At 72.1% G+C, this 23,582-nt stretch carries 21 protein-coding genes and 1 tRNA gene; 12 read left to right on the forward strand and 10 right to left on the reverse strand.

Translation table 11 applies throughout. The annotated features are described in order from the left end of the window. On the forward strand, window positions 1–453 hold the full coding sequence (locus IE290_RS19700) for a MarR family winged helix-turn-helix transcriptional regulator (RefSeq protein WP_094005709.1): 453 nt from the start codon (window positions 1–3) through the stop codon (window positions 451–453). 63 nt (window positions 454–516) lie between these two features. Further along, complete coding sequence (locus tag IE290_RS19705) at window positions 517–900, forward strand: VOC family protein (RefSeq protein ID WP_191246085.1); 384 nt, start codon at window positions 517–519, stop codon at window positions 898–900. Window positions 901–1,633: 733 nt separating this feature from the next. Here IE290_RS19705 and IE290_RS19715 read toward each other — a convergent pair. The 4 genes from IE290_RS19715 to boxC are packed head-to-tail and all read right to left on the reverse strand — an operon-like array spanning window position 1,634 to window position 7,107. Further along, a complete protein-coding gene (locus IE290_RS19715) occupies window positions 1,634–2,491 on the reverse strand; it encodes an amidohydrolase family protein (protein WP_191246087.1) in 858 nt (285 codons plus the stop codon). Then, on the reverse strand, window positions 2,488–4,050 hold the full coding sequence (locus IE290_RS19720; protein WP_191246088.1) for a benzoate-CoA ligase family protein: 1,563 nt from the start codon (window positions 4,048–4,050) through the stop codon (window positions 2,488–2,490). Before IE290_RS19720 ends, IE290_RS19715 begins: the two co-directional genes overlap by 4 nt. Before the next feature lie 20 nt (window positions 4,051–4,070). Beyond that, the gene (gene boxB, locus IE290_RS19725) at window positions 4,071–5,489 is read right to left on the reverse strand and encodes a benzoyl-CoA 2,3-epoxidase subunit BoxB (RefSeq protein WP_191246089.1); all 1,419 of its coding nucleotides are present in this window, start codon (window positions 5,487–5,489) and stop codon (window positions 4,071–4,073) included. 1 nt (window position 5,490) lies between these two features. After that, on the reverse strand, window positions 5,491–7,107 hold the full coding sequence (gene boxC, locus IE290_RS19730) for a 2,3-epoxybenzoyl-CoA dihydrolase (RefSeq protein WP_191246090.1): 1,617 nt from the start codon (window positions 7,105–7,107) through the stop codon (window positions 5,491–5,493). A gap of 76 nt (window positions 7,108–7,183) precedes the next feature. Between boxC and ilvD the strand changes: the two genes are divergently transcribed. Both ilvD and IE290_RS19740 read left to right on the forward strand, forming a co-directional pair. Next, complete coding sequence (gene ilvD, locus IE290_RS19735; protein ID WP_191246091.1) at window positions 7,184–8,851, forward strand: dihydroxy-acid dehydratase; 1,668 nt, start codon at window positions 7,184–7,186, stop codon at window positions 8,849–8,851. A 317-nt stretch (window positions 8,852–9,168) separates the two neighbouring features. Then, a complete protein-coding gene (locus IE290_RS19740) occupies window positions 9,169–9,585 on the forward strand; it encodes a hypothetical protein (protein WP_191246092.1) in 417 nt (138 codons plus the stop codon). 142 nt (window positions 9,586–9,727) lie between these two features. Here IE290_RS19740 and IE290_RS19745 read toward each other — a convergent pair whose 3' ends face one another. From IE290_RS19745 to IE290_RS19765, 5 genes are all read right to left on the reverse strand, one after another. Next, a complete protein-coding gene (locus IE290_RS19745; protein WP_191246093.1) occupies window positions 9,728–10,207 on the reverse strand; it encodes a hypothetical protein in 480 nt (159 codons plus the stop codon). Window positions 10,208–10,274: 67 nt separating this feature from the next. After that, a complete protein-coding gene (locus tag IE290_RS19750) occupies window positions 10,275–11,036 on the reverse strand; it encodes an SDR family oxidoreductase (RefSeq protein ID WP_191246094.1) in 762 nt (253 codons plus the stop codon). Between the two features lie 95 nt (window positions 11,037–11,131). After that, entirely contained in the window at window positions 11,132–12,829 is a 1,698-nt protein-coding gene (locus IE290_RS19755; RefSeq protein WP_191246095.1) for a SelB domain-containing protein, read from the reverse strand. Continuing rightward, window positions 12,817–14,097, reverse strand: coding sequence for an L-seryl-tRNA(Sec) selenium transferase (gene selA / locus IE290_RS19760; protein WP_191246096.1), 1,281 nt, complete (start codon window positions 14,095–14,097; stop codon window positions 12,817–12,819). The genes IE290_RS19755 and selA overlap by 13 nt, the downstream gene beginning before the upstream one ends. Before the next feature lie 18 nt (window positions 14,098–14,115). Further along, window positions 14,116–14,210: transfer RNA gene (locus tag IE290_RS19765), tRNA-Sec, on the reverse strand. A 66-nt stretch (window positions 14,211–14,276) separates the two neighbouring features. Here IE290_RS19765 and selD point away from each other — a divergent pair. The 3 genes from selD (at window position 14,277) to IE290_RS19780 (ending at window position 17,547) form a co-directional block, all read left to right on the forward strand. Further along, complete coding sequence (gene selD, locus IE290_RS19770; RefSeq protein WP_191246097.1) at window positions 14,277–15,269, forward strand: selenide, water dikinase SelD; 993 nt, start codon at window positions 14,277–14,279, stop codon at window positions 15,267–15,269. A 246-nt stretch (window positions 15,270–15,515) separates the two neighbouring features. Further along, complete coding sequence (locus IE290_RS19775) at window positions 15,516–17,114, forward strand: hypothetical protein (protein ID WP_229874606.1); 1,599 nt, start codon at window positions 15,516–15,518, stop codon at window positions 17,112–17,114. Window positions 17,115–17,142: 28 nt separating this feature from the next. Continuing rightward, window positions 17,143–17,547: a CoA-binding protein gene (locus IE290_RS19780; RefSeq protein ID WP_191246098.1), complete on the forward strand. Its 405-nt coding sequence runs from the start codon at window positions 17,143–17,145 to the stop codon at window positions 17,545–17,547. Here IE290_RS19780 and IE290_RS19785 read toward each other — a convergent pair. Next, complete coding sequence (locus IE290_RS19785) at window positions 17,537–18,316, reverse strand: SDR family NAD(P)-dependent oxidoreductase (RefSeq protein ID WP_191246099.1); 780 nt, start codon at window positions 18,314–18,316, stop codon at window positions 17,537–17,539. The two genes, IE290_RS19780 and IE290_RS19785, sit on opposite strands and share 11 nt — an antisense overlap. 108 nt (window positions 18,317–18,424) lie before the next feature. On the opposite strand from IE290_RS19785, the gene IE290_RS19790 reads away from it, so the two are divergent. The 5 genes from IE290_RS19790 to IE290_RS19810 all read left to right on the forward strand — a co-directional run bounded on the left by IE290_RS19790 (window position 18,425) and on the right by IE290_RS19810 (window position 23,581). Then, on the forward strand, window positions 18,425–19,531 hold the full coding sequence (locus tag IE290_RS19790; protein WP_191246100.1) for a PucR family transcriptional regulator: 1,107 nt from the start codon (window positions 18,425–18,427) through the stop codon (window positions 19,529–19,531). Between the two features lie 120 nt (window positions 19,532–19,651). Next, window positions 19,652–20,947, forward strand: a complete 1,296-nt coding sequence (locus IE290_RS19795) for an MFS transporter (protein WP_191246101.1) — start codon at window positions 19,652–19,654, stop codon at window positions 20,945–20,947. A gap of 76 nt (window positions 20,948–21,023) precedes the next feature. Further along, window positions 21,024–21,929, forward strand: a complete 906-nt coding sequence (locus IE290_RS19800; protein WP_191246102.1) for an endonuclease/exonuclease/phosphatase family protein — start codon at window positions 21,024–21,026, stop codon at window positions 21,927–21,929. A 96-nt stretch (window positions 21,930–22,025) separates the two neighbouring features. Then, window positions 22,026–22,370 carry a YciI family protein gene (locus IE290_RS19805; protein ID WP_191246103.1) on the forward strand — a complete coding sequence of 115 codons (345 nt, stop codon included), beginning with the start codon at window positions 22,026–22,028 and terminating at the stop codon, window positions 22,368–22,370. Window positions 22,371–22,372: 2 nt separating this feature from the next. Continuing rightward, the gene (locus IE290_RS19810) at window positions 22,373–23,581 is read left to right on the forward strand and encodes an RNA polymerase sigma factor (RefSeq protein ID WP_191246104.1); all 1,209 of its coding nucleotides are present in this window, start codon (window positions 22,373–22,375) and stop codon (window positions 23,579–23,581) included. Window position 23,582: the final 1 nt, after the last annotated feature.

Genomic DNA, 23,582 nt, shown 5'->3' on the forward strand with positions numbered 1-23,582 from the left:
GTGACCACTCCCGGCGATGACGAGATCGTGACCTGGTGGGGCCTCGTGATCGAGGGGTACCTCGCCACGCAGGATCGACTCATGGGCGAGATCGCCGAACGGTTCGGGCTGGCGCCGGCGCCGTTCGACATCCTGCTGCGGCTGGTGCGCACACCCGGCCACCGCATGCCGATGACGCGCCTGGCCACCGAGGCGGCGCTGTCCAGCGGCGGGTTCACCAAGGTGGCGGACCGGCTGGTCGCGGCCGGGTTGATCACCCGCAAACCGAGCCCGGACGACCGGCGGGTGACGTTCGCGTGCCTGACCGAACACGGCCGCGAGGTGGCGGAGAAGGCGCGCCAGGCGTGCGCGGAGATCCTGCGGCGCCGGGTGCTGGAGCCGCTGGGGCCGGAGGCGTCGGAGGCACTGGCGGACGCGATGCGGACGTTGCGTGAGGTGAACGGCACCAGCTGAAACCCCCGTTGCCTCCGGCGGTTCAGCGGCGCACCATTAGTCCTCTCGTGAAGGAGGCGACCCATGCTCACCACGTCCACCATCACGCACATGCTCCCCGCCCAGGACGCTGACCGCGCCCGGCACTTCTACGGCGACCAGCTCGGCCTCCGCCAGACCGAAACCGGCCCGGACGGCACCTGCTACTTCGAAGCCGGCTCCGGGCACGTGATCGGCCTGCGGCCGCTGCCGGACGCCAAACCGAGCGAGAACACGGTGCTCAGCTTCGAGGTCGACGACATCTCCACCGAGGTGCACGACCTGGAGGAACGCGGCGTGCGCTTCGCCGACTACGACTCCGGCGACCTCCGCACCGAAGGGCACATCGCCACCCTCGGCAACGAGAAGGCCGCCTGGTTCCCCGACTCCGAAGGCAACTGGCTCTGCCTGCACGAGGTGGTGCGCTGACTACGGCGGTGCACTTCCCGCCCGAGTGGCGGGATCACCACGTCGTGCCCGGACTAGGGCGTGTCCTGTAAGTCATCTGAGCCTGAGGACGATGGCGGCGATGGTGAGTTCGGCCTGGTAGTAGGCGGGCGCGTTTGGCGTAGCGGGTGGCCAGGCCGCGGAACTGTTTGAGCCTGTTGAAGCAGCGTTCGACCACGTTGCGCCGCTGGTAGGCCTCGGCATCGAAGGCGGGAGGACGCCCGCCGCGGGAACCTTTCGCCGCGCGGCGGGCGATCTGGCCCTCCCGCTCCGGGCTGGTGAACCGGATCCAGCCGGTTCCGCATCGCCTGCCGGGTTGAGGGATGCGAATAAGCCTTGTCCGCGATGACCATCTCGGCCCGGCAGCGCGGGCGGCCCGGCCCGATTCGGGCCACGTTGATGCCATCCAGCAGCGGCAGCAATTGTGGGTTGTCGCCGGCCTGACCTGCGGTGAGCAGCACCGCATCGGTAACCCGCGCCCATCGACCGCAAGATGGATCTTCGTGCTCAGTCCCGGGACCGGCCGAGTCCTTCCCCGTCGACCGCGAGCGCCTCGACGGCGGGCGTACAGCCCCCTTTTCCGAGCCCCAGCAGCATGCTGGTGTGCTCGCACCACACTGGAGTCCACCGAGGTGACCCACTCGACCTCACAACCTCACCCCGACCCACCACAACCCAAGACCAAACCAGGCCTACAGGTAGATCAGGACACTCCCTAGATCCCCAACCCCGGAAACAGCTTCGCCGCGTTGCCGGACAGCACGTCCCGCAGCACGGGGTCCGGCAGGCCTAGCTCCATCAGCGCCCGGACGTTACGCGCCACCCCCGGGACGCCGGGCCAGTCCGTGCCGAACACGAACCGGCCGGCCAGCCGGACGAAGTCGAACCGCGCGTAGTACTCCGGCAGCTTCCGCGGCGGCAGCCCGGACAGGTCCAGCCACACGTTGTCCCGCGCCAGCGCCAGGAACGCGGCCACGTCGTACCACCACCCGCGGCCGCCGTGGGCGAACACGAACTGCACCGACGGGAAGTCCTCGACGACGTCCGCCATCAGCTCGGGATTGCCGAAGCTCGCGCGGGCGCCGGGGAAGCTGCTCGTGCCCGAGTGGATGATCACCGGCACCCCGCGCTCGGCGCAGACGTGGTAGGCGGCGTACAACTCCTTGTCCCCCGGCGAAAACGCACCGTGCACGGGGTGGATCTTCAACGCCACCGCACCCAGGTCCAGCTGCCGCTCCACCTCGGCCGCCACCGGGTGGTGCAGGTACGGGTTCACGTTCGCCACCAGCCGGAACCGCGTCGGGTTGTGCGCCACCAGCGGCAGGTTGTCCTCGATCGGCTGGATCCCGGTCGCGCGCGGGCTGTACTCGCAGAACAACAACGCCCGGTCGACGCCCTCGGACTCGAACAAGGCGTCCAGTCGCGCGGGTACGACATTCCCATCCGCGTCGTAGGCGGACCGCCAGTCGTGCGGGCCGGAGAACCGCTCCGCCCACTCCAGCCACGCCGGCTTCAACGTGCCCAGTCGCGGCGTGTGGACGTGCGCGTCGACCACGGGGTAGCCGTCGATCACGTGAGCGCCCCCGGCCGCAGCGAATCCCGCACCAGCTCGCGGATCACGTTCCGGCGGATCTTGCCGGTCGCGGTCTTCGGCAGCTCCTCGACCCCCACCACGGCACGCGGGCGTTTGAACGCGGCCAGCCCCTCGCGGCAGAAGTCGATCAACGCCTCCGGGTCGACGGTCCGCCCGGCGACCGGCACCACGCACGCCACCGGCTTCTCGATGCCGTCGGAGTCCGGCGCCGCCACGACCGCCACCTCGGCCACGTCCGGGTGCTGCAGCAACCGCTGCTCGACCTCCGCCGGCGACACCCAGATCCCGCCCGCCTTCAACATGTCGTTGAACCGGCCCAGACACGTGTACGTGCCGTCCGGGTTGCGCACGTAGCTGTCGCCCGTCCGCAGCCACTCGCCCTGGAACACCTGCTTCGACGTCTCGTACCGGCTCCAGTACCCGAACGCCGTGGACGGCCCGCGCACGTACAGCTCGCCGGGCTGCCCGGTGCCCTCGATCAGCGTGCCCAGCGGGTCGCGGATCTGCAGGTCGTACCCCGGCACCGCGACACCCGTCGTGCCGGGCACCACCGCGCCCGGCCGGTTGGACAGGAAGATGTGCAGCGCCTCGGTGGACCCGATCCCGTCCAGGATCTCCACCCCGAACCGCTCCCGGAACCGCTCGAACAGCACCGCGGGCAGCGGCTCGCCCGCGGAAACCGCCTGGCGCACCGAGGAGAACGTGTCCCGCGGCAGGTCGGCGGACAGCAGGGCGGAGTAGAACGTCGGCACGCCGAAGAACAACGTCGGCCGCTCGGCGCGCACCCGGTCGGCCACCAGCTGCGGCGTCGGGCGGCCCGGTTCGAACACCGTGCTCGCGCCCGCCGACAGCGGGAAGAACGCGGAATTGCCGATGCCATAGGCGAAGAACAGCTTGGCGACCGAGAAGCACCGGTCGTCCGGCCGGATCCCGAGCACCTGGCGGCCGTAGGTCTCGCACACCGCGCGGATGCTCGCGTGCCGGTGCATCGCGCCCTTGGGCTGGCCGGTCGTGCCGGAGGTGTACAGCCACAGCGCGGGCGAATCCTCCCAGGTGGCATACGTTTCGCGCGGGTCCGCTGTGGACAGACGCGACCAGTCGTGTGTGGACACCCGGGAGAACTGGGCCGCGTCCGCCCGGTCCAGCACGACGTCGGTGACCTCCGGCGCCAGATCGACCGCCTCCTTCGCGGCCGCGGCGAACTCGCCGGACACACACAGCACGCGGGCCCGCGAGTCGGCCAGCACCCGCCCCAGCTCGGGACCGGTGACCATGGTCGACACCGGCACCGGCACCGCCCCGAGGCACATAGCGCCGAGGATGCCGGTGAGCATCTCCACGCCGTCGACCATGCACAACATGACCCGTTCCTCGGGCCGCACACCGATGTCGGCCAGCCCGCCGGCGACGCGGTGCACCGCTTCGGACAGGTCCGCGTAGGTGAGCGTGCGGGAGACCGTGACGACCGCGGTGCGGGCGCCATCGCCGTCCCGGACGTGCCGGTCGACCAGGTAGTCCGCGGCGTTGAACTCGGCCATCGCGCCCGCCCTTCGCAGGTTTACAGGTACACGTACTCGTAGTCGAACGGCTTCCCGTTGATGCCCTGCCGCGGCGGGGCGACCCAGCTCGCGATCTTGCCCCGCTCGTACACCGGGTGCATGAGCGAGCGGACGAACGCCAGGTCCTCGTCCGTGGGCAGCCAGTGCTTGCGGCTGCGCTCCCAGGTCGCTTCGTCCACGATCGTCCCGTCCGGCGTGATGTGGTGGCCGGAGTTTATGCCGACTTTCCGGTTGAAACCAGGGTGCGGCAGGCGGAAGGAGAAGTCGATGCCGGCGTCGGCGAGGATCTTGTTCCACCGCTTCACACCGGAGGAGCAGTCCGCGATGTACTCGCTGCGCAGGTCGAGGTTGAGCAGCAGGATCTTCTGCATCTCCTCGGTGGTCCAGGTGCCGTCGTCCTGCGGTTTCTCCAGCACCGCCGCGTCCTCGGTCAGCTGGTGGTCGTCCTTGCGGCGGGTCTCCATCCAGCGGCCCTTGAGCCCGGCGGTGTAGTAGTTGGCCGCGTTGGTCGACGTCTCGCTGCCGAACAGGTCCAGCGACACCGTGTAGTGGAAGTTCAGGTAGCGCTGGATGATCTCCAGCGGGATGCCGCCGTGCGCGGCGATGTCCGTCGTGTCGTGCTCGCGGATCAGCTCGGCGCTGCGCGTCACCACCCGGTCGACACCGGTGGTGCCGACGAACATGTGGTGCGCCTCCTCCTTGAGCATGAACTCGCAGGTGCGCGACAGCGGGTCGAACGCGGACTCCTTGAGCGTGCCCAGCTGGTACTTGCCGTCGCGGTCGGTGAAGTAGGTGAACATGTAGAACGCGAGCCAGTCCGCGGTCTCCTCGTTGAACGCGCCGAGGATGCGCGGGGTGTCCGGGCTGCCCGAGTTGCGGTAGAGCAGCGCTTCGGCCTCCTCGCGGCCCTCCTTGCCGAAGTAGGCGTGCAGCAGGTAGACCATCGCCCACAGGTGACGGCCCTCCTCCACGTTGACCTGGAAGAGGTTGCGCAGGTCGTACAGGCTGGGCGCGGTCAGGCCGAGCAGCTTCTGCTGTTCCACCGACGCCGGCTCGGTGTCGCCCTGGATGACGATCAGCCGCTGCAGGTCGGCGCGGTACTCGCCGGGCACCTGCTGCCAGGCCGGCTCGCCGCGGTGCTCGCCGAAGGCGATGCGGCGGTCCGGGTCGCGCTCGGACAGGAAGATGCCCCAGCGGTAGTCCTGCGGCACGACGTGGTCGAAGTGCGCCCAGCCCTCGCGGCCGACACTGACCGCCGTGCGCAGGTACACGCCCTGGGTCTCCAGCGCCGGGCCCATCTCGGCCCACCAGTGCATGAACTTCGGCTGCCAGCCCTCCAGTGCGCGCTGCAGCCGCCGGTTGTCGGACAGCTCCACGTTGTTCGGGATCTTGGCGTCGTAGTCGATCCTGGTCGGCATCTCACACCCGCTTGCGGTCGAAGGTCGCCTTCTGGCCGGTGCCGTAGCGGCGCAGCGCGCCCTCCGGCCCGGAGGCGTTCGGTCTCGTGAAGATCCAGTTCTGCCAGGCCGTCAGGCGGCCGAAGATCTTGGTCTCGATGGTTTCCGGGCCGACGAACCGGTGGTTGGCCTCCATGCCGGTGAGCGCGTCCGGCGACAGCGCGGCCCGCCCTTCCAACACGATCCGGATCTCGTCCTCCCAGTCGATGTCGTCCGGGGCCTCGGTGACCAGGCCCAGCTCGACGGCCTCGCCCGCGGACAGGCGGCGGTCGCGTTCGCGTTTGAGCCAGTCGAGGTGGTCGTGCTCGCCGTAGAACCGGGATTCCAGGCGGGACAGGCCGTTGCCCATCGGGAAGGCGCCGAAGTTCGCGTCGGACAGCACGAGGCACGCGCGTTCCTCGCTGTCCTCGTCGTCGATCGGCGGACCGTCCAACATGTACTGGCGGTCGCAGGCCAGCGCCAGCTCCAGCAGCACCCCGGCGAAGCAGCTGCCCGGTTCGATGAGCGCGATGAGGCTGCGGCTGGTGACGTCGAGCCGTTTCAGCGTGCGCTTGTAGTAGTGCAGGATTTCGTTGGACAGCCAGTCGGTGCCGGTGAGCACCTCGCGTTCGGCGGCGAGCACCGCGTCCGGGTCGCCCTCGGTGCGGAAGACCCAGGTGCCCAGCTCGGGTTCGTTGGTGCGCAGGCGCAGGATGAGGTCGTCCAGCTCGCGGGTCATCGCCAGCAGCCACCCGTCGCCCCGCGGCGCGTGGACGGTGATGGTGACGACGCCGGCCGCCCGGTCCAGCTCGGCGGTGGTGTTGGGGTAGGTGATGCGGTCGTTTTCTTCGGTGCGCTCGAGCGGCTCGAGCACGATGCCCTGCGCGTCCTGCGGCCGGTTGCTGCGGGCGGCGAGTTCACGGGCGCGCTGCTCGACGATCGCGCGGAACTCCTGGCGCGGCACCAGCTCGTCGACCAGGCGCCAGTCGACCGCGGTGCGGCCCTTCACCCCGTCCGGGCGCGTGGCGAACACGTCCGCGCGGTCCTTGCGGACGCGGCGCTTGTCGGTGACCCGGGTGAGGCCGCCGGTGCCGGGCAGCACGCCGAGCAACGGCACCTCGGGCAGCGCGACGGTCGAGGAGTTGTCGTCGACCAGCAGGATCTTCTCGCAGGCCAGGGCGATCTCGTAGCCGCCGCCGGCGCAGCTGCCGTTGACGGCGGCGAGGTAGATCTGGCCGGAGTTCTCGGTGGCGTCCTCGATGCCGTTCCGGGTCTCGTTGGTGAACTTGCAGAAGTTCACCTTCCACTCGTGCGAGGAGCCGGCCAGCATCCGGATGTTCGCGCCGGCGCAGAACACCTTGTCCTTGGCGCTGGTGAGGATGACCGCGCGCACCTCGGGGTGCTCGAAGCGCAGCCGCTGGACGGCGTCGTAGAGCTCGATGTCGACGCCCAGGTCGTAGGAGTTGAGCTTGAGCTCGTAGCCGGGAACCAGGCCGCCGTTCTCGTCGACGTCCATCTCCAGCCACGCCAGCGGCGGCTCGATCCGGAGCCGCCAGTGCCGGTAGTCCTCCGGTCGCCGATCGAATGACACCGTCGTCATGGGTTCGATTCTCTACAACTTGTTCTCGGTCGTCAACGTTGTGTAGAGAGTGGATCTCGGGCCTATCGTGCTCACCATGGCTGACCTCAAACCCCGGTCGCGGGACGTGACGGACGGGCTGGAACGCGCGGCGGCGCGGGGCATGCTGCGCGCGGTCGGAATGGGCGATGAGGACTTCGCCAAACCGCAGATCGGCATCGCCTCGTCGTGGAACGAGATAACACCGTGCAACCTGTCCCTGCAACGGCTGGCGCAGGCGAGCAAGCAAGGGGTGCACGCCGGCGGCGGCTTCCCGATGGAGTTCGGCACGATCTCGGTGTCCGACGGCATCTCGATGGGCCACGAGGGCATGCACTTCTCGCTGGTGTCGCGGGAGATCATCGCCGATTCGGTCGAGACGGTGATGGAGGCCGAGCGGCTGGACGGCGCGGTGCTGCTGGCCGGTTGCGACAAGAGCCTGCCCGGCATGCTGATGGCCGCCGCGCGCCTGGACGTCGCCGCGGTGTTCCTCTACGCCGGGTCGATCCTGCCGGGCAACGTCGACGGCCGCGAGGTGACGATCATCGACGCGTTCGAGGCGGTCGGCGCGTGTGCGCGCGGGCTGATCTCGCGCGAGGAGGTCGACAAGATCGAGCGCGCGATCTGCCCTGGTGAGGGCGCGTGCGGCGGGATGTACACGGCCAACACGATGGCTTGTGCGGCGGAGGCGCTGGGCATGTCGCTGCCCGGGTCGGCCAGCCCGCCGTCGGTGGACCGGCGACGCGACCGGTTCGCGCGGGAGAGCGGCGAGGCCGTCGTCGGGATGCTGGCGGCCGGGATCACCGCGCGGGACGTGCTGACGCGCGAGGCGTTCGAGAACGCGATCGCCGTCGTGATGGCACTGGGCGGGTCGACCAACGCGGTGCTGCACCTGCTGGCGATCGCGCACGAGGCGCAGGTCGAGCTGACGCTGGACGACTTCACCCGGATCGGTGACCGGGTGCCGCACCTGGCCGACGTGAAGCCGTTCGGGCGGCACGTGATGACCGCGGTGGACCGGGTCGGCGGGGTGCCGGTGGTGATGAAGGCCCTGCTCGACGCGGGTCTGCTGCACGGCGACTGCCTGACCGTGACGGGCAAGACGCTGGCCGAGAACCTGGCCGAGCTGGCGCCGCCGGAGCTGGACGGCGAGGTGGTGCGGAAGCTGTCGAACCCGATCCACCCGACCGGCGGGCTGACGATCCTGCACGGCAGCCTCGCGCCGGAGGGTGCGGTGGTGAAGAGCGCCGGGTTCGACTCGTCGCGGTTCGAGGGCACGGCGCGCGTGTTCGACGGGGAGCAGGCGGCGATGGACGCGCTGCCGACGCTGCAGCCGGGCGAGGTGGTGGTGATCCGGTACGAGGGGCCGCGCGGCGGGCCCGGGATGCGGGAGATGCTCGCCGTGACCGGCGCGATCAAGGGCGCCGGGCTGGGCAAGGACGTCCTCCTGCTCACCGACGGCCGGTTCTCCGGCGGGACCACCGGGTTGTGCATCGGGCACGTCGCCCCGGAGGCCGCGCACGGCGGCCCGATCGCCTTCGTCCGCGACGGCGACCCGATCGTGCTGGACATGGAGGCGCGGACGCTGGACGTGGGGATTTCCGCGGAGGAACTGGAGGCGCGGCGCGCCGGATGGGAGCCGCCGGAGCTGCCGCGCCGGACGGGCGTGCTGGCGAAGTACGCGCGCCTGGTCGGGTCGGCGGCACAGGGGGCCATTTGCTCCTGACGTAGCCCCCTGGACCGGTGGCCCGAACGTGCGCCGTGGGATTCCCGCGGAGGAACTGGAGGCGCGGCGTGCTGGGCGGGAGCCGCCCGAGCTGCCCTGGGTCCGCGGCGCAGGGGCCATCTACTCCCGACCCCTGGGGCCGACGGCCCGAACATGCGCCATGAGCATTTCCGTCGAGTAGCTGGAGGCGCGGCGCGCCGGGCCAGAGGCCACCTGCTCCCGACGTAGTATTGACGAATCGTTCAACAATCCAATACTGTCCTGCGCCACTGGGGGCGGCACACCGGTGCGGCCCATTCATGGCGAAGGAGTCCCGCATGCGTGCGAGGCGCTCGATTTTCGTTGCCCTGGCCAGCTCGATCGGCGCGGCGCTCGCGCTGCTCGTTCCCGGGACGGCCGCGGCTTCGGACTACAACATCGCGACGGCCTCCAGCGGCCCCAGCGGCAACTACTGGTACTACTGCGTGACGGACACCGGCGTGGAGGGCTGCTACCAGCCCTACGGCGACCTGTTCTACGTCCGCGACACGAAGGCGAACGGCACCTCGGCCGAGGTCCGCTGGTACAACCGCCTGAACGGGGCGCCCTACCGCGAGGGCACGTGCCGGAACAACCTCGGCTCGGGCCACTGGGGCGTGTGCGACAAGGACTTCCGCGAGGACAGCACGATCCGCTTCGGGGTCGACGGCGTGGGCAACGACGCGCGCCAGTACTCACCGACGCTCTACGCCTGACAGTCGTCGCCGAGGACGAGGGGGCGGTCGAACAGCAGCTCCGGCGCCACCTGGACGCCGGAGCCACCGAGTTCGCCGCCGCTCTCACCGGGTCACCGGCGGAGCAGGCCCGCACGCCGGAACTGCTGCGGAGCCTGAACTCCTAGTACCGGTCGGTCGTGTACGGGGTGCCGCTTTCGATGCTGGGGCTGACGCGCGGGTCGCGGCCCTCCTGACCGGGCACCGGGGAGACGACCGGGTCGTTCAGCGAATGGTCCGCGGGACGCGGGGTGTTCATCCGCGTGTTGATCTGCTCGACGACCTGTTCCTCGCGCTGGCGCGACAACACGGCGATCGTGATGCCGTGCGCCAGCGCCAGGACCAGTAGGAACACGCCGATGCGTCCCACGATCGCCGTCGGCGTGGTGCCACCGGGGAAGTCGATCGTCGAGATGAGCGCGAGCACGCCCAGCGTCGCGATGTGGAACAACACCGCGACCAGCCGGGCCATGGACGCCCCCGATTCCGATTCGCCCTGCCCGTTCGCCAGGTACCGCTTCCCGCTGTGGTAGACGAACTGGCCGTCGACCAAGACGATCAGCGCGCCTATCACCAGGAAGGCCACATAGGCGTTCGTGTCCATGACGAGCTCCTCTCCTCACCGTGAGTCGAGTACCCGTCACGCTTCCGAGCGAAACAAGGCGCACCGGTCACGCCTGCCTGGTCGGCAGCACGATGATCTGCCGCAGGTTGAGGTGCCGCGGGCGGCTCGTGGTGTAGGCGATGAGGTCGGCGATCTCGTCCGCGGCGAGGGGATCGAGCGCGGCCGCCATCTCGTCCAGCTGCGCGGCGTGCTCCGCGGAGTCCGCGTGCCCGCCGAGCTCGGTCTCGGTCAGGCCGGGCTCGATGTTGGTGACCCGGACGTCCCTCGGCCCCAGCTCGGTACGCAGCGACGCGGACAGCTGCGTGAGCGCGGCCTTCGTCGCGCTGTAGACGGCGTAGCCGGGGAAGGGGACGTGCGCGCCGATCGAGGAGACGTTGACCAGATCGGCGGTCCGGCCCGCGGCGGCGGCCTCGACGAGGTCACCGGCGAAGGCCCGGATCACGCGGAGCGCGCCGGTGACGTTCGTGTCGATCATCCGGGCCCACTCGTCCTCGCGGCCGTCGGTGATCGGGTTCGGCAGCATCACGCCGGCGCTGTTGACCACGAGGTCGACGCGCCCGAAGGTCTCGTGCACCCGGTCGGCGGCGGCCGCGACGGAGGCCGGATCGGTGACGTCGGCGGTGACCGCGAGCGCCCGCCCGCCGTTCGCGGTGATCTTCTCGGCCAGCTCGGTGAGCCGGTCGCCGCGGCGGGCCAGCAACGCGACCCGCACGCCCTGGGCGGCGAGCAGCTCGGCGGTGGCGGCGCCCATGCCGCTGGCCGCGCCGGTGATGACGGCGGTGCGGTCGGCGAGGCTGTCGTAGTTCATCGGGTCTCCTTCTCCGGGCGGAACGAGACCAACAGTGCTCCGGCGCGGACGGCTGACCCAGTCACCGCTCGACCCTGGGCCCGGCAGTACCACCCTCAGACGATCCGGCGGCGGGTGTCCGGCTCCCGCGTCGTCAGGCCGCGGACGTCGAGCGACTCCAGCAACGGCACCGCCACCCGGCGGGTGGTGTCCAGGGCGCGCCGGGCCTCGCTGACGGTGAAGGGCTGCGGCAGCGCCGCCAGCGCTTCCGCCGCTCGGCGCACAGCGTCCGGACCGAGGAACACGCCCTCCGCGATCCGGACCAGCCGTCCGGCCCGCACCGCCGCCGCCAGTTCCCGCGGCCCCAAGCCCAGCTCGGCGAGGTCGTCGGCCTCGGGGGCGCGGAACGGCTGCCCCCGGAAGCGCTCGTCCAGCCGCTCCAGGGCCGACAGGACCCGCGCGGGCAGCCCCGCGCCCGGGCGCCGCACGATCCCCTCGGCGATCTGCAATCCCGTGCCGTCCAGTGCGGCCGGCACCAGCTCGGCCGCGGGCAGGTCCACCGCCTGCCGCAGCGCCTCCACCGGCATCCCGGCCGCCACCGGGTGACGAGCTGACCACTCGTCGAACCGCGACAGCGCCTTCTCGCGCGCCCGCGCGAGGGCGTCGTCGTCCACGACCCACTCGCCGATCCGCTTGCCGGCCAACGGAAAACCCATCGCCCGCACCTCGCTCGCCCGCGCGATCGGCGGTGGCGCCACGCGTCCGGCCGCCAGCTCCGCCGCCCGCGCCCGCGCCGAGCCGCGACGCCGCAGTGGCGGCGGCCGCACGTCCAGCACCGTGATCCCGGCCGCGATGCGGTGCTCGCCCGGGTCCCGCAGCAGCCCGGTGTCCCCGATCCGCAGCGGCAACGCCTCCCGCAGCCGCAACCGCGCCGCGTCCGTCCCGAGTGGACGGACGTGCACCGGCACCGCCGCCGCACCCAGGTGCAGCACCAGCTCCCGATGCAAGTCCCCTTGCGCCCGCACGGCCACGTCCACCTCCGAGGTGTGCACCCACGCCCCGGGCGTCAGCAACGCGTTCCCGCGCCGCACCCGGTCGCGGTCCACGCCGCGCAGGTTCACCGCGACCCGCGCCACCGCGGTCACCTCGGTCTCCGCCTCCCCGAGCGACTGCAGGCCACGCACGCTCACCCGCTCGCCGCCCAGCTCCAGCTCGTCCCCGGCGCGCAGGGTGCCGCCCGCGAGCGTCCCGGTCACGACCGTGCCGGCGCCGCGCACCGTGAACGCCCGGTCCACCCACAGCCGCACGTCGGCCGCCGGATCCGGCGCGGGCAGCCGGTCGACCAGCGCGCACAGCGCCCTCCGCACCGGCGCCAGGTCCCCGCCGCGCCCGATCGGCACCGCGTCGACCCGGCCCAGCACCGCCAGGTGGGAAAGCGCTTCCTCCGCCGCCGGCCGTGGATCGGCCAGGTCGGCTTTGGTCACCACGAGCAGCGCGTGCCGGACGCCGAGCGCCGCCAGCGCCGCCACGTGCTCGGCCGACTGCGGCATCCACCCCTCGTCCGCGGCGACGACAAACACCACGGCCGGCACCGGACCCACCCCGGCCAGCATGTTCGGCACGAACCGCTCGTGCCCGGGCACGTCGACGAACGCCAGCCGCCGCCCGTCGATCTCCGTCCACGCGAACCCCAGCTCGATCGTCAGCCCCCGGCGCTGCTCCTCCGCCAGCCGGTCGGGCCAGGTGCCGGTGAGCCGCTCGACCAGCGTCGACTTGCCGTGGTCGACGTGCCCCGCGGTCGCTACGACGTACATGCGCGCACCGCCGCGAGCAGCAGTTCGTCCTCGTCCGGGCCGACCGTGCGCAGATCCAGCAGGCACCGGCCGTGCTCGACGCGGCCCACCACCGACGGCGTCCCGGTCCGCAGCGGTTCCGCGCACGACTCGGGCAGGCTGACCGCGACCGACGGCAGCTCCACGCCGGGCGCCCCGCCGCCACCGACGGCCGCCCGGCACTCCACCACGCTCGCGCCCGGAATCCGCGCGGCCAGCGCTTCCGCCCGGCGGCGCAGCTCCGCCACCTCGACGACGAGCGCCCGCGCGACCGGCGGTTCGGGTCCCCGCAGGGTCGCCTCCAGCGCGGCGAGGGTCAACTTGTCGACCCGCAACGCCCGGGCGGCGGGATGACGGCGCAACCGCTCCACCAGCTCGGCCGAGCCCAGCAGCAGCCCGGCCTGCGGGCCGCCGAGGAGCTTGTCCCCGCTCGCGGTCACCAGATCGGCGCCGTCACGCAGGGCCGTGGTGGCGTCCGGCTCGTCCGGCAGCACCGGGTGCGGCGCCAGCAGCCCGGAGCCGATGTCGACGACCAGCGGCACGTCCAGCGTCGCGAGTTCACGCACCGACGCCTCGGCGGTGAAGCCGGTGACCCGGAAGTTCGACGGGTGCACCTTCAGCACGAACCCGGTGTCCGGGCCGAGCGCGGCCGCGTAGTCGCGCAGGCTCGTCCGGTTCGTCGTGCCGACCTCGCGCAGCCGCGCGCCGGTGGACGCCAGCAACTCGGGGATGCGGAACCCGTCGCCGATCTCGACCAGCTCGCCGCGGCTGATCACGATCTCCTTGCCCGGCGCGAGCGCGAGCGCGGCCAGGAGCAGGGCCGCGGCGTTGTTGTTCACCACATGCACCCCGCCCGCGGCAGGCACCGCGTCGGCGAGCGCGGCCAGCACACCGCGGCCCCGGCGGGCCCGGCGGCCGGTCGCGAGGTCGAACTCGACGTCGGTGCTCCGTCCGGCGGTGACCACCGCGTCCAGCGCGGCCTGCGACAACGGCGCCCGGCCGAGGTTGGTGTGCACGACGACCCCGGTCGCGTTGACCACCGGCCGCAGCGTGGTCGCGGACGGCGGCAGCGCCGCGATGGCCTGCTCGGCGACCTGCTCCGGCTCGATCTCCCCGGCCCGCGCCCGCTCCTGCGCCGCCACCACCGCGGCCTTGACCAGGGCGCGGCCGAGCACGCGCTCCGCCTCGGCCAGGCGCGGGTGCGCGAGCAGCACGTCGGTGCGCGGCACCCGGCGACGGGGGTCCGCCACTGTCCGCTCCTCCCTGGGTGGCGGAGGCGGACGGGAATCGAACCCGCCAGCGACAGTGCCTGCCGCTCAACGGTTTTGAAGACCGCGCCGGCCACCAGACCGGATACGCCTCCCTGCGGGATACCCCATGATCGCAACTTCGCGCGGCCGCCGCAGCGCGAAAACGGCACGATGAGGGCATGGGCCATCGACTGACGCAGTACGCGCACGGCGGCGGGTGCGCGTGCAAGATCCCGCCCGGCGAGCTGGAGGACGTGGTGCGCGGGCTGGTCGGCAGGCAGCCCTCGGATCCGGTGGGCGAACTGGTGGTCGGCCTTGACGACGGTGACGACGCGGCCGCGGTGCGGATCCGCGACGGGCTCGCGCTGATCGCGACCACGGACTTCTTCACGCCGGTGGTCGACGACGCCTACGACTGGGGGCGCATCGCGGCGGCCAACGCGTTGTCCGACGTCTACGCGATGGGCGGCCGTCCGGTTGTGGCGGTCAACCTGCTGGGCTGGCCGCGCGAGGTGCTGCCGTTCGAGCTGGCGGCGGAGGCGCTGCGCGGCGGAGCGGACGTCTGCGCCGACGCCGGCTGCCACCTCGCGGGCGGGCACAGCGTCGACGACCCGGAGCCGAAGTACGGGCTCGCGGTGACCGGCGTCGGCGCCCCGGACCGGCTGCTGCGCAACGATTCCGCCCGGCCCGGGATGGCGTTGTCGCTGACCAAGCCGCTGGGCATCGGCGTGCTGAACTCGCGGCACAAGGCGACCGGCGAGCGGTTCCCCGAGGCCGTCGACGTGATGACCACCCTCAACGCCCCGGCCGCCCGGGCCGCGCTCGACGCCGGGATCACCGCGGCCACCGACGTGACCGGGTTCGGCCTGCTCGGGCACCTGTACAAGATGGCGCGCGCCAGCGGGGTCACCGCCGTCGTGGACGCCGCCGCGGTGTCCTATGTGGAGGGAGCACGGGCGGCTCTGGCGGCGGGTTACGTCAGCGGCGGCACGCGGCGCAACCTCGACTGGGTCCGGCCGCACACCGACCTGTCCGCGGTGCGCGAAGAGGAGGCCCTGCTACTGGCCGACGCCCAGACCTCGGGCGGCCTCCTGCTGGCCGGGGAGATCCCGGGCGCCCCGGTGATCGGCGAGTTCGTCCCGCGCGGCGAGCACGTCGTGGTGGTGCGCTGATCGAGGAACCGGCCCCGGCCGGACCGCGCTGCGCCCCGATGACGATCTCCTCGAACGGCTGGCGGACGACCGAAGCCGCTTCCTCCGCGACCCGACGCAGGAATACGAGGCGGCCTTTCCATCCGACCTGCTCCCGCTGACGTGGGCGGAGCGGCTGTGGGTGGCGGCCGTCATCGGCGCGTTGTTCGTGTACCACCTGCTACTGGTGTCGGCGTGGCCCCACCTGTGCGGGATGCGATCAACGGGATGCCCGGCGAACCCGTGCACCCGCTCCGGCAGCGACACGCTTACCAGCAGATCGTTCTTCCCGCCGCGGCTGAGTGGATCAACGGCCGGCGCGAACCACCGGACGCCACCACCCTCGGCTACCGGGCAGTGCGGGACATCTACGCCGAATCCCCCACCGCCACCCCGGTGATCACAGTCGCCGGGGAACGCCTGCGCACCGCCGTCAAGCGATCGGCGACCGGGGCGATCGCGCTCGCCGGGCACCGCGGGGTCGGCAAGACCACCGCGATCCGCTTCGTCGCCGACGGGGTGCTCGGTGACCAGGACCGGCCGCCGCTCGCCGTGGTCGCGTCCGCGCCCGCCCGCTACGACGCCCGCGACTTCGTCCTCTACCTGCACGCCCTGCTGTGCAAGGAGGTCATCACCCGCACCCACGGCGGCGGGCAGCCGCACCGCTGGGCCACCTTCGCACGCCTGGCGGCCCCGGTCCGGCGGCGTGAACGCGCCGCGCACGTCCTCCGCTCCCTGCTGGCCCACCTCGTCGCGATCGCGGTGCCGGTGCTGCTCGGCGCGTGGGCGTGGGGGCGGCCGCCGCTGGACTTCGTCACCGATCCGCCGCCGCTGTCCAGCGACCTGACCGGCTGGCGGATCGCCGTGCTGGTGCTCGCCGGCCTCGTCGCGCTGGTCGTCGTGGTCGACCTGGGCGCATTCGCCTGGCGGGCGGTGCGCGGGCTGCGCCCGCAGCGGCCGGCCGACGCACGCCTGCGCGAGCTGCGCGCGATCGCCGGGCAGCTGCTGCGGCGCATCCGGTTCCTGCAGACCTACACCACCGGCTGGTCCGGCAAGCTCACCCTGCCGCTGAAGAGCGAGGCCGGCTGGACCCGCTCCACGCAGAGCGCCGAACAGCAGCTCAGCCACCCCGAGGTGGTCGACGAATTCCGCGCCTTCGCCGAACACGCGGCGGAGGTGCTGCGGGCCACCTTCGAGCGCCGCGGCATCCCCGCGCGCGACGCGTTCGACAGCGCCTTCTCCGAAATGGTGCGGCTGGACAACTTCACCCCCGACGACACGCGGAACTGGATCAGCCGCCGCGTGCTCGGGCTGCCGGAGCAGTTCGTCTGCCTGTGCCACTGCCTGTCCGGCGGCCTGCCCCGGGATCTGCGGCGCACCGTCGTCGAACTGCTCGACGTGCCTGCCGGTCAACCGCTGAGCGCCGTCGTCGAGGTGCTGGTCCGGCGCGAACTGGACCGCAAGGCGCACGCCTTCACCGGGGCCGCGCGCGGGATCGAGCCCTCTCCGGAGCGGTCCGGCCTCATCGCGGACCTGGTGTCGATCCCGACCGTGCGCGGGCCCGGGGAGCTGCGCGCGCTGGCGGCGAAGATCGACTCGGGCGAAGGGCTCGCCGCGCTGCGCACGCAGGCCGCCGCGTACCTGCAGTTCAGCGCGACGATCCTGGAGGTGTTCACCGACGATCTCACCCGCGACCGGCTGTACGGCGTGCCCGGCGGCGAGCCGCAGCTGCTCGCGCTGGCCCGCCAGCAGATGGCGTTCGACCCGCGGGTGTCGATGGACCTGCTGGCCTCCTTCCGCGCCGCGCGCGGGCTCGCGGTGGAATAGCGCCTGCTCGGCGGCGGTTTCCACAGACATGGCCGACCTAGCCGAAGAAGTCCTGAAAGCCGCGAAGACCATCGCCGTGGTGGGGCTGAGCCGCGACCCGGCGAAGGCCGCGCACTCGGTCCCGGCCGCGATGCAGGCCGCCGGCTTCCGGGTGATCCCGGTGCACCCCTCCGCCGACGAACTCCTCGGCGAGAAGGTCTACCGGCGCCTCACCGACATCCCCGAGCCGGTGGACATCGTCGACGTCTTCCGCCCCTCGCGCGAAGCGCCCGGCGTGGCCGAGCAGGCCGTCGCCATCGGGGCGAAGACGTTGTGGCTGCAGCAGGGCATCGTGTCGCCGGAGGCCCGGCGCATCGCCGAGGCCGGCGGGCTGAACTACGTCGAGGACCGCTGCATCGCGGTCGTCCGCGCGCTCGGCCGCATCACGCGATGACGCACCGCGCGGTCAGCCCGCCGTCCACCGGCAGGCACACCCCGTTCACGTAGGCCGCCTCGTCCGAGGCGAGGAACACCGCCGCGGCGGCCACGTCCCACGGGCTGCCCATCCGTCCGGTCGGGCTGGCCGCGTGCCGCCGCTCCAGCTCACCGGGGTCGGCCGCGATCCCCCGTGTCACCAGGGGCGTTTCGATCAGCCCGGGCAGGATCGCGTTCACCCGGATCCCGCTCGCCGCGTACCGCAGTGCGAGCGACACCGTCAGCTGGTTCACCGCCGCCTTGGCCGCGCTGTAGGCCGGGTAGACGTAACCGGTGTCGCGGACCGAGGCGATCGACGAGACGTTCACGATGGCGCCGCCCGCCTCGAGCATCTTGGGCACCACGTATTTGCAGGTCAGGAACACCGGCCGCAGGTTCACCGCCAGCGCGGCGTCCCACTCCGGCAGGGACAGGTCCACCACGTCCCCGACCCGGGTCGCGCCGACGTTGTTGTGCAGCACCGACGGCGGCCCGAGCACGGATGCGGCCTCGACGGCGGCGGCGACCTGCGCTTCGTCCGTGACGTCCGCGGTCAGCGCCACGGCTTCCCCGCCCGCCGCCGTGATCTCCGCGGCCGTGCGCGCCGCCTCCGAGGCGCGGATGTCGATCGCCGCGACCCGCGCCCCCTCTCGCGCGAACGCGAGCGCCGCCGCCTTGCCGTTGCTCATCCCGTCGCCGCTGGACCCCGCGCCGAAGACGAGCGCCACCTTGCCGGCCAGTCTCCCCATGCGCCGCAGTATCGGCACGCCACCGGCGCACCGGGAACCGCCGGGCGTCGAAGATCGCGCGGCGGCCGTTCCGACAACCAGAGGAACGGGCTGGTGGATCATGGGTCCATGGTCGAGAGCGAACTGCAGCGGAGGGTGGACGCGCTCGCCGAAGACCTCGGCCGGTCGGTGGCGATCAACGATCCGTCGGTCCGGCTGCTCTGCGCGAGCAGGCACTTCGGTGACGAGGACGCCGTGCGGGTGCGGGCGATGCTGCAGCGCAGCGCGGGCAGCGAGGCGATCGGCCACATCCTCGCGCAGGGCGTGACCCGCTGGACCGGCCCCGGCGTCATCCCGCCGCGGCCCGACCTGGACATGCTCGCCCGCGTCAGCATGCCGCTGCGCTGGCGCGGCACCCTGCTCGGCCTGCTGATGGTCATCGACCCGGACGGCTCGCTCACCGCCGCCGACCTGGACACGATCAAGGCCGCCGCCGAACCGATGGCCGCCCTGCTCTACCGGGACTTCCTGGTCGCCGACTCCGAACGCGCGGCCCGCGAGGAGAACCTCCGCAGGCTGCTCAGCGGCGAACCGGCCGACCGCGCCGGCCTCGCCGGCGACTCCGCCACGGTGCTGATCGCCGAGGTCATCGACGGTGCGAGCGCCTGGACCGAGGTCGCCCTGCGCACCGCGCTGGAAGCCGCCACCCGTGGCCGCGAACCGTCCTTCTACGTCTCCGGTCATCAGGGCGTGCTGCTGGGCGGCGCCGATCCGGCGGTGATCGTCCGGCAGGTGACGGACGTGCTCGGCCGCTCCGCCCGCTGCGTGGTCGGCGTCGGCACCGGCGGAACACCCCGGATCGCCCGGGACCGCGCCGCCACCGCCGTCCGGGCCGCCGCGACGCTGCCGCGCTTCGACGGCATCGCCCACTGGGACGACCTCGGCGCCTACGGCCTCCTCCTGCGCATCTCCGCCCCGGCCCGGGCGCACCTGCCGGAACCGCTGCTCGACCTGCTCGCCCAGGACACCAGCGGCCGGCTGGTGGAGACCCTCGCCGCCTACCTCGACCACGCCGGGTCGAGCCTGGACACCGCCGCCGCGCTGCACATCCACCGCACGTCGCTGTACTACCGGCTGCACCGGATCGAGGAGATCACCGGGCTCGACCTCGGCGACGGCGAGCACCGCCTCACCCTGCACCTCGGCCTGCGGCTGCTCCCCCTGGTGCGGGACTGACCTGGGCGTTTCGACAGGATGAGGAAAGACGGCAGGCAAAACCCGACCACCGTAGGTCGTCAGCGGGCGGGGTGGCGCAGATACTCCGACCCGGATCACCAGGCCCCGAAGGAGCAGCCGATGAGTACCGCCGCGCAGACGTCCACCGCCCCGGTGTCGGCCTCGCGCATCGCTGTCGCCAGCTTCATCGGCACGGCCATCGAGTTCTACGACTTCTACCTCTACGGCACGGCCGCGGCGCTGGTGTTCGGCCACCAGTTCTTCCCGACGTTCTCCGCGCTCGCCGGCACGCTCGCGGCGTTCGCGACCTTCGGCGTCGGGTTCATCGCGCGGCCGGTCGGCGCGGTGGTGTTCGGGCACTTCGGCGACCGGGTGGGGCGCAAGGCGATGCTCGTCGCGTCGCTGCTGGTCATGGGCACCGGTACGGTCGCCATCGGGGCGCTGCCGACCTACAGCGCGATCGGCATCGGTGCGCCGATCCTGCTCGTGCTGTGCCGGTTCCTGCAGGGCTTCGGGCTCGGCGGCGAATGGGGCGGCGCGGTGCTGCTGGCCACCGAGTACGCGCCACGCGACCGCCGCGGGCTGTGGTCGAGCTTCCCGCAGATGGGCCCGGCGATCGGGTTCATCATCGCCGGCGGCGCGTTCCTGGTGCTGGGCCAGACGATGTCGGAGGAGTCGTTCGACGACTGGGGCTGGCGGATCCCGTTCCTGGCCAGCTCGCTGCTGATCGTCATCGGCTACTACATCCGGATGAAGATCGCGGAGACGCCGGTCTTCGAGCGCGCGATGGCCGAGCACGACAAGGCGAAGGTGCCGATCGTCGAGGTCGTGCAGCGGCAGCCGAAGACGCTGCTGCTGAGCACGTGCGCGTTCATCCTGGCGCACACGCTGTTCTACACGATCACCACGTTCTCGCTGTCCTACGGCACGACCGTGCTGGAGCTGGACAAGAACATGCTGCTGATCTGCGCGATGATCAGCGCGCTGGTGATGGGCCTGGCGACCCCGCTGCTCGCGACCTGGTCGGACCGCGTGGGCCGGCGCCGGGTGTGCCTGGGCGCCGCGGTGCTCGCGGTGGTGTGGGCGTTCCCGATGTTCGCGTTGATCAACACCGGCGAGCCGGTGCTGATCGCGCTCGCGATGGCCGTCGGGATGATCGCGTTCGCCGCGTTGTTCGCGCCGATGGGCGCGTTCCTGCCGGAGCTGTTCGCGACCCGCTACCGCTACACCGGCGCGTCGATCGCGTACAACGCCAGCGGCGTGATTGGCGGCGGGGTGAGCCCGATCCTGGCCACCCAGCTCATCGCCGCGACGGGTTCGTCCCTGCCGGTTTCCGGGTATGTCGCGTTGATAGCGGTGATCTGCGCGGTGTGCGTCTGGTTCCTGCGCGAGACCCGGGGCGCCGAACTCGAGTGAGATCGACGCGCGTTGTTCGCCCGGGCGTCGCCTGACCGTCGGCACCGCCACACGCGGAACGGACAAAGTGCGCGACATGTCTGACATCACTCGAAGGGGTGCACTCGGTCTCGCGGGCGCGGGTGCGGTGACGTTGATGACCGCGAGCGGGGCGCAGGCCCAGTCCGGCGAGGCGCTGATCGGCCGCGCGACCGGCGACACCCTGCACGTGACCACGCTCAACATCCGCCTGGACACCAAGGCCGCGCCGGGCACGCCGGACTCGTGGACCGACCGGCGGCCGGTGCTCGCGCGGTTCCTGGAGATCGAGCAGCCGACCGTGCTGGGCATCCAGGAGGGCCTCTACCACCAGGTCAAGCAGGTCGCGGTCGACCTGCCCAAGCACTACGAGTGGATCGGGCTGGGCCGCGAGGGCGGCGGGCGCGGCGAGTTCATGACCATCTACTACGACACGCGCCGCGTCGAGCCGATCGACTTCGACCACTTCTGGCTGTCCGACACGCCGTACGTGATCGGGTCCAAGTCCTGGGGCAACAACGTGGTGCGCATGGTGACCTGGGTGCGCTTCCGGGACGCCCGCACCGGCAAGGAGTTCGTGCACGTCAACACCCACTTCGACCACCAGTCGGAGAACGCGCGGCAGCGCAGCGCGGCCCTGGTGCGCGACCGGATCGCCGGCTTCGACCCGGCCCTGCCGGTGGTGCTGACCGGCGACTTCAACACCCCGGCCGGCTCGGTGGCGTACCGGACGCTGATCGAGGGCGGGCTCTCGGACACGTGGCGCACCGCGGCGAAGCAGCTCACGCCGGAGTGGGGCACGTTCCCGAACTACCGCGAGCCGGTGCTGGGCGCGAACCGCATCGACTGGGTGCTGGCGAACTCGCGGGTGTCGGTGCTGGCGGCGGCGATCAACACGTTCCGCGTGGACGGCCGCTACCCGTCCGACCACGTGCCGGTGCAGGCGCTCGTCCGGCTGCTCTGAAAAAAAACCGGCCCGCGGTGTCCAGGGCGGTGCGAGGCTGTTCGTCCTTATCGTGAACACCGGCGATCGGCGCCGGTGCCCACCCGAGGAGCAGCCATGCCCACCTATGCCGCACTGCTGTACGCCGCGGACGTCGACTGGTCGCAGCCGGAGTACGCGGACACGATCAAGGAGTACCGGGAATTCGGGGAAGCCGCCGCGGCCGTGATCCGGGGCGGGAAGGCCCTCTACCCGACCTCCACCTCGACCACCGTGCGGGTGTCCGGCGGGAAGGGCGGCGAGGTCCTGACCAGCGACGGCCCCTACGCCGAGACGAAGGAGGCGCTGACCGGGTTCTACCTGCTCGAATGCGCCGACCTCGACGAAGCGGTGAAGCTCGTCGCCAAGCTCCCGGCGGCGTGGGACGGCGCCGTCGAGATCCGCCCGGTGATCGAGTTCTGACGATGGGGGCCGGTGACGCGGTCGCGCGGCTGGCCCGGGACGAGGGGACCCGGGTGCTGGCCACGCTGATCCGCGTCACCGGCAGCGTCGACCTGGCCGAGGACGCGGTGCAGGACGCCGTCGTGCGGGCGCTGGAAACCTGGCCGCGCGACGGCGTACCGGACAACCCGCGCGGCTGGTTGCTGGTCACCGCGAAGCGGCGGGCCGTGGACCTGTTCCGCCGTGAGGCCGCGCGATCCGGGAAGGAGGCGGCGGCGATGCCGTTCGTCGAACCGGAACCGGCCGAGGTGGTGCCGGACGACCTGCTGCGGCTCGTGTTCACCTGCTGCCACCCGGCGCTGTCGCTGGAGGCCCAGGTGGCGCTCGCGTTGCGGACGCTCGGCGGGTTGTCCACCGCGGAGGTCGCCCGGGCGCTGCTGGTTCCTGAGGCGACGATGGCGAAGCGCCTGACGCGGGCGAAGCAGAAGATCGCGCGGGCGCGGATCCCCTACCGCGTGCCGGAGGCGGCGGAGCTGCCGGACCGGCTGACCGGCGTCGCGGCGACGGTGTACCTGATCTTCAACGAGGGCTACGCCGCGGCGGCGGGTGCCGACCTGGTGCGCGCCGAGCTGACCGCGGAGGCGATCCGGCTCGCGCGGCTGCTGGCTTCGCTGATGCCCGACGAGCCGACGGTGCTGGGGCTGCTCGCGTTGCTGCTGCTGCAGGATTCCCGCCGCGACGCCCGCGTGGACGCCGACGGGGTGCCGGTGCTGCTGCCGGACCAGGACCGGTCGCGGTGGGACCGCTCCGCGATCAAGGAGGGCGTGGCGCTGGTGGGCCGCGGCCTGCGCCGGGCGGTGGAGCCGGACCGGTACGTCGTCCAGGCCGCGATCGCCGCCTGCCACGCGCTGGCGCCGTCGTATGCGGAGACCAACTGGGACGCGGTGATCTCCTGGTACGACGTGCTGTTGGGCGTCGCGGACACGGCGGTGGCCCGCCTGAACCGCGCGGTGGCGGTGGCCGAGCGCGACGGCCCGGCGGCCGGCTTGGCGTTGGTGGACGCGCTCCCCGGGCTGACGTCGTACCCGTGGTGGCACGCGACCCGCGCGGAGTTGCTGCACCGGCTCGGCGCGACGGAGGACGCGCGGGTCGCGTACCGGCAGGCCATGGCGCTCGGGATGAGCGAGCCGCAGGTGGCGCACCTGCGGCTGCGCATCACCGAACTGGGCTGAC

The sequence above is a fragment of the Amycolatopsis deserti genome, assembly GCF_014653945.1.
In the GTDB taxonomy this organism is placed as follows: Bacteria; Actinomycetota; Actinomycetes; order Mycobacteriales; family Pseudonocardiaceae; genus Amycolatopsis_E; species Amycolatopsis_E deserti.

Coding starts and splice junctions, on each gene's coding strand:
- IE290_RS19705 (WP_191246085.1), top strand. CDS start 517: ATGCTCACCACGTCCACCATCACGCACATGCTCCCCGCCCAGGACGCT.
- IE290_RS19720 (WP_191246088.1), bottom strand. CDS start 4,050: ATGGCCGAGTTCAACGCCGCGGACTACCTGGTCGACCGGCACGTCCGG.
- boxB (WP_191246089.1), bottom strand. CDS start 5,489: ATGCCGACCAGGATCGACTACGACGCCAAGATCCCGAACAACGTGGAG.
- boxC (WP_191246090.1), bottom strand. CDS start 7,107: ATGACGACGGTGTCATTCGATCGGCGACCGGAGGACTACCGGCACTGG.
- ilvD (WP_191246091.1), top strand. CDS start 7,184: ATGGCTGACCTCAAACCCCGGTCGCGGGACGTGACGGACGGGCTGGAA.
- IE290_RS19740 (WP_191246092.1), top strand. CDS start 9,169: ATGCGTGCGAGGCGCTCGATTTTCGTTGCCCTGGCCAGCTCGATCGGC.
- IE290_RS19745 (WP_191246093.1), bottom strand. CDS start 10,207: ATGGACACGAACGCCTATGTGGCCTTCCTGGTGATAGGCGCGCTGATC.
- IE290_RS19750 (WP_191246094.1), bottom strand. CDS start 11,036: ATGAACTACGACAGCCTCGCCGACCGCACCGCCGTCATCACCGGCGCG.
- IE290_RS19755 (WP_191246095.1), bottom strand. CDS start 12,829: ATGTACGTCGTAGCGACCGCGGGGCACGTCGACCACGGCAAGTCGACG.
- selD (WP_191246097.1), top strand. CDS start 14,277: ATGGGCCATCGACTGACGCAGTACGCGCACGGCGGCGGGTGCGCGTGC.
- IE290_RS19775 (WP_229874606.1), top strand. CDS start 15,516: ATGCCCGGCGAACCCGTGCACCCGCTCCGGCAGCGACACGCTTACCAG.
- IE290_RS19780 (WP_191246098.1), top strand. CDS start 17,143: ATGGCCGACCTAGCCGAAGAAGTCCTGAAAGCCGCGAAGACCATCGCC.
- IE290_RS19785 (WP_191246099.1), bottom strand. CDS start 18,316: ATGGGGAGACTGGCCGGCAAGGTGGCGCTCGTCTTCGGCGCGGGGTCC.
- IE290_RS19790 (WP_191246100.1), top strand. CDS start 18,425: ATGGTCGAGAGCGAACTGCAGCGGAGGGTGGACGCGCTCGCCGAAGAC.
- IE290_RS19795 (WP_191246101.1), top strand. CDS start 19,652: ATGAGTACCGCCGCGCAGACGTCCACCGCCCCGGTGTCGGCCTCGCGC.
- IE290_RS19800 (WP_191246102.1), top strand. CDS start 21,024: ATGTCTGACATCACTCGAAGGGGTGCACTCGGTCTCGCGGGCGCGGGT.
- IE290_RS19805 (WP_191246103.1), top strand. CDS start 22,026: ATGCCCACCTATGCCGCACTGCTGTACGCCGCGGACGTCGACTGGTCG.
- IE290_RS19810 (WP_191246104.1), top strand. CDS start 22,373: ATGGGGGCCGGTGACGCGGTCGCGCGGCTGGCCCGGGACGAGGGGACC.